Genomic DNA, 4504 nt, shown 5'->3' with positions numbered 1-4504 from the left:
ACTCGCGGATTACGCGGCTTGGTGGATGGCTGCGCAGAACAAGCATCGACGAGATCCCACAGCTGATCAACGTCCTCGAAGGCAGCATGTCTATCGTCGGTCCAAGGCCCCATGCCATCGCCCACGACAACGAATTCCACAACGCCGTTCGCAACTATGCCTATCGGCGGAGGGTGAAGCCCGGATTGACCGGCCTGGCTCAGATCAAAGGCTATCGCGGGCCCACGCCAACATCCCGTTCGATCGAACTACGCGTGAAGCATGATCTGCATTACATCGACAACTGGAGCTTCGGAATGGACCTCATGATTCTCGCCCAGACACCTCTCGAACTCATCCGAGGGCGAAACGCGCTGTAGGGTCCGGACTGTCCTGGCAACTGACTTGTTCGAGAGGTCGCCACAACCGTGCCCCGCGCAATCTGCCAAATCAGGGAACGCGAACGACGGCCGGCCGAACGACGGCCGGCCGGGCGTGGCCGACGGGTCGATTATCTTGTGGAGCGAGGCCTTATAATCCGCGAATGCAGCGCGCCGATTTATAGTGGACCCCACTCGCGAGGCATTGATGGCATTCGAGCAGCGGGCGAAACTCCCTGGAGCACCCGCGAGGATGTCCGAACGTTCCGGCGAGCAACAGCCGCTGAGCGGAGGGGATGTTCGGTTGTCCTATTCCGACGCCGACAACGTGGAATGGGGTCAAGCCCGCTGGCGCCGCCCTTTGGTTTCCGAATCGTCGCGAATCCGGAAGTCGTCGATTTTGCGCCCTGATTTGATTGCCGCCACAAGCCAGCGCGGCTGCTTCCCGCGGCCAGACCAAGTCTCGGAAGGTGTTGCAGGATTTCGATATTTCGGAAACACCCGCGGATATTTGCGCCGAACCTTCGTGTGCGCCTCAAACGAGGTGGCCGAGTCGGTACCTTCAATAACAGTCCGACCACGGTTCAAGACAGCGAGACGTTTTTCCAATTCCTGCTTCTCGGAAGCGATCCGAGTCGAGAGGATCCCGCTGATTTTCTCATGAAGCGACCAAAGATCGTCAATCGACATAGATTCCAGTTNCAGCTTCTTGGTCGACATTCGACTGTCCCAGTTCATTCCTTTCGACACGTCATGGCTGAAGTGGCAGAAATCGCAAATAGGCCCATTTTCTCCGTTCAAACAAGCCCCGGAATGAAAAATACCCACAGCAACATTACGCAACAAATCACCAGATAAGTTAACCCACTCAGCGCGCGAAGGTTTTTTGAAAGCGCCAATGGAGATGATTTAGCGGGTAAGTTGTATATTTCCTGGTTTTGAGTGAGCCCAGCCCCGGGGCCGAGCGTCCGCAGGCGGCGCGATTCGAATCGTCCGGCGAGCGCTCGCATTGCCAAATTCGCAATGCGGCAACAAATATAAAATGATATTTTTAATCGGTGTTTTTTTAAAAATGAAATGACAATCCGGATATTAAATATAAAATAGTAAAGATTCTGGGGCGCATTGGCCGCCCGCCCCTCACCGGTTTGATCTCAAATTTGGCTACTCCAATCTGAAAAGCATAAATTACATGCGCAACCCGGACTCAGTCGATTTGGATGCCATGCAGTTTGATGAACTCTGGGCTCTTCATGAGGAGCTCACAAAAATTCTGTCTGATCGACTGCTCGGAGAGAAGCGAGAACTCGAAAAGCGACTCGCTAAGCTGAATCAGACAGAACCTTCGGAAATGGGCGAGCGCGGCGCCGGGTCAAAACGGACCTCGTCCCGCCGCGGATATCCCAAAGTGCTCCCGAAGTACTTCAATCCGTCAGTGCCACACGAGACATGGTCAGGCCGCGGCAAGCGGCCCCGCTGGCTCGCCTTGGCTCTGGAACAGGGCCGTACGCTGGACGATCTCAAAATCAAGCAACTCGACGGCGACCGCGGTCATGAATCGTTTGGAGGCGACGAGCCGCCGTAGGCGGTTCCTCCTCGGCCAAGGTCGTTGAGGTGACAGAGTTCGTCTGTGGAGTTGCGCCTTGCATCCAATGACAGTTGCTTCAAATTGCGATCAATATCGCTGACTCTGCTTATCATTTCGTCAAAGACATCGATTCGGGCCTTGACGGCCGATTTGTCGTGCACCTTCNACCCGGACATCAACCCCGCTCTCGCGTTCCGCAAGCAAACATCGACAGGGCGATCTTATCGGCAGGCGTTTCGATCCTTCATTGGGCTGGCGCTCCACATTTAAAATTCACTAAGTTGGACCATGATTTGAATCATCAGACGACCGACAGGGTTCAACGCTGCCTGACTTTATTAAAAAAATAAGATGGTCGATCATGTCTGGCCATCCTTGGCACGGCAGTACGGCGCTGCGAAAACCTTCTATGGTGCGGATTTAAATGGGTGGCGTCCAGCCTATCCCTCGCGCATTTGGCGAATATTTTAGCCGCAACAACGGCGGAGCCGGCTGTGACGATTTAACGGACCACAAAATCATCGACGGTACCTGTCCGTGACTCGCGTGCAGCTCGAGTCCGGCGGCAAATCCGCTCTCGTCGACGACAAGCGCCCACGTCCGTCACACCCTTACGGCGGCCGGCGCCGACTGCATCTGAGTGAATCTGTCGGAAATCCTTAGTCGCGTGCCGTATCATGGTCGGTCTGCCGATGCGGAAAACGTGCGGCGAACGCCTCCTTAAGAGACCTGAAGTGGCCGATGCTGACCTCCAGATCCTTTAGCCGTCGCTCGCCGTTGGCGATCTCAATGCTGAAATTGTTTTGGAGCTTTGTGTTCTCTCCTTCCCGATCGACATACTCGTCTGTGGCGTCGCCGACGGTTACAGCGGCGCGTGCCAGTACATCGTTGATCCGTTCACTAAGACCTCTGTACTCAGCCTGCGCAGCTCGTAGAGCAGCATCAACGGCGTCCTCAACCGATTTGACGCGCAATTCATCGGTTTCAGCATCCCGCTCGAAAGATCTAGCCTGGAAAGCGCCTTGGCGTTTTTGCCTCGAAAACATGTCGCATCTCACCTGTCTCAGGGGACGTAAGTGGTCAATGAAAGGTCCAAGAGCATCGACTTGAGACGGTCCATTCAACAAACCGCATTGCACCACTCAAGCGGTTGGTTTTCACCGAACTCCAACACGCCGAGTTTCACTCGTCGTTAATTTATCGCTATCGCTCATGCTATCAAAAAATACTCCGGCGTGGGTTAAATCCGGCATGATGGGCAGGATCGAACCTTCTGCGGCGTGTGCAATCGTGGGCGTCTCCGTCGGCACACGCTTGGTTGGATCACCACGTCATCCGTGATCTGTTCGCCGGGGTCGCCGATCCAGCCGGCTCGAGGACTGCTGGAGCGTCGTTTTATGAGCGACCTGCCAAATCCCAGCGTGTCCAGCTTTCTCAAGGCTACGCTCAGACGATTAGATCGGACCGTGTCCAAACGCTTGCAGGATTAAGCAAGCGCTTTGCGACGGACGGCTGGTCGGTCGATGTCGGGCCGTTTTGCCATCCCGAGTTTTGCGCATCTACGCTCGGGCTTGCTGCTGTTGCGCCTGCTGGGCCTGTCGATGTGATTCAACGGGATCGCAGGTATTGAGTTAGGCAGCGCGCGCCACCCTGTTACCTTCTTCAAGCAACCTTCGACCAAGGTTTCAGAGGTTTCGGTGGAATCAATCTAAGCTGGCGTTGACGGCTGGCGACTGATAATCGCAATCCTTCGCAACTCAGGAGTTGTTGCGGGGCGAGTGCGGTGCATTACACGTGTAGTTGTTTATCTTTTTCAATCCGGCGGCAGGTCTCGTCCTGTGCGGCGGCGGCCGCCCTGACGTTGGTCGCAGGCAGTGCTTGGGCGCAATCGGCGCCCCACGCGCCGACCAAAGCCCCCGTCGCCATGTTCGACTGGTCCGGCTTCTATGCCGGCGGCCACTACGGCTATGGCCGCGGCTTCGGTCGCAACGTCGTCACCGACGGCACGGCGACCGCATCGTCCCCGGAATTCGGCAGCCAGTTCGGCGGCCTGCAGGCTGGATACAACTACGTCGCGCCATCGCGGCTGCTGCTCGGCGTCGAAGGCGACGTCACCTTCCCGAACTATCTCGACGACGGCGTCGTCGCGCGCACCGAGACAAGCGCGGGGCTCCTCACCGAAAAGCTCGACCTGGTGTCGTCGCTGCGCGGCCGGCTCGGTTACGCGGCTTCGAACTGGATGGTGTATGCGACCGCCGGCTGGGCCTGGGGCACGTCGCGCTATGTGCTGGAGGCCGACGAGGGCGAGCAGAAGAAGCTGCGGCTGCGCAGCGGCTGGGCGGCGGGCGCCGGCGCCGAATTCGCGCTGGCTCCGGGCTGGAGCGCCCGCATCGAATATCTCTACGAGACGCTCGGCGGCACATCCGGCGGCTTCCCGTCCGGCATCGCCGACGTGTCGAAATCGATCGACCTGCATCAGGTCCGCATCGGGCTCAACAGGCGCATCGGCGGCACCGATGGCCCCGATGCGTTCGTCGATCCGTGGGACACGGCGGGC

The 4504-nt window shown here is 57.6% G+C and carries 5 protein-coding genes; 3 read left to right on the top strand and 2 right to left on the bottom strand.

Going from position 1 to position 4504, the window contains the following annotated elements:
- Positions 1-359 (top strand): sugar transferase (locus I5M_RS13745; RefSeq protein WP_199900034.1); only part of this gene is annotated, 359 nt, incomplete at its 5' end.
- 339 nt (positions 360-698) lie between these two features.
- Here the strand turns inward: I5M_RS13745 and I5M_RS31400 are convergent.
- Positions 699-1079: an H-NS family nucleoid-associated regulatory protein gene (locus I5M_RS31400; protein ID WP_083909583.1), complete on the bottom strand. Its 381-nt coding sequence runs from the start codon at positions 1077-1079 to the stop codon at positions 699-701.
- 472 nt (positions 1080-1551) lie between these two features.
- Between I5M_RS31400 and I5M_RS13740 the strand changes: the two genes are divergently transcribed.
- Entirely contained in the window at positions 1552-1944 is a 393-nt protein-coding gene (locus I5M_RS13740; protein WP_022721922.1) for an H-NS family nucleoid-associated regulatory protein, read from the top strand.
- Positions 1945-2606: 662 nt separating this feature from the next.
- On the opposite strand, the gene I5M_RS13735 is transcribed toward I5M_RS13740, so the two are convergent.
- Positions 2607-2993, bottom strand: a complete 387-nt coding sequence (locus I5M_RS13735; protein ID WP_022721921.1) for a hypothetical protein — start codon at positions 2991-2993, stop codon at positions 2607-2609.
- A gap of 737 nt (positions 2994-3730) precedes the next feature.
- On the opposite strand from I5M_RS13735, the gene I5M_RS13725 reads away from it, so the two are divergent.
- The coding region (locus tag I5M_RS13725) for an outer membrane protein (RefSeq protein WP_244432001.1) at positions 3731-4504 on the top strand (774 nt) is incomplete at its 3' end.

Origin of the sequence: Rhodopseudomonas sp. B29 (assembly GCF_000333455.1) — a bacterium.
GTDB lineage: Bacteria > Pseudomonadota > Alphaproteobacteria > Rhizobiales > Xanthobacteraceae > Rhodopseudomonas.
This window is presented reverse-complemented; position numbering and strand designations above follow the sequence as displayed.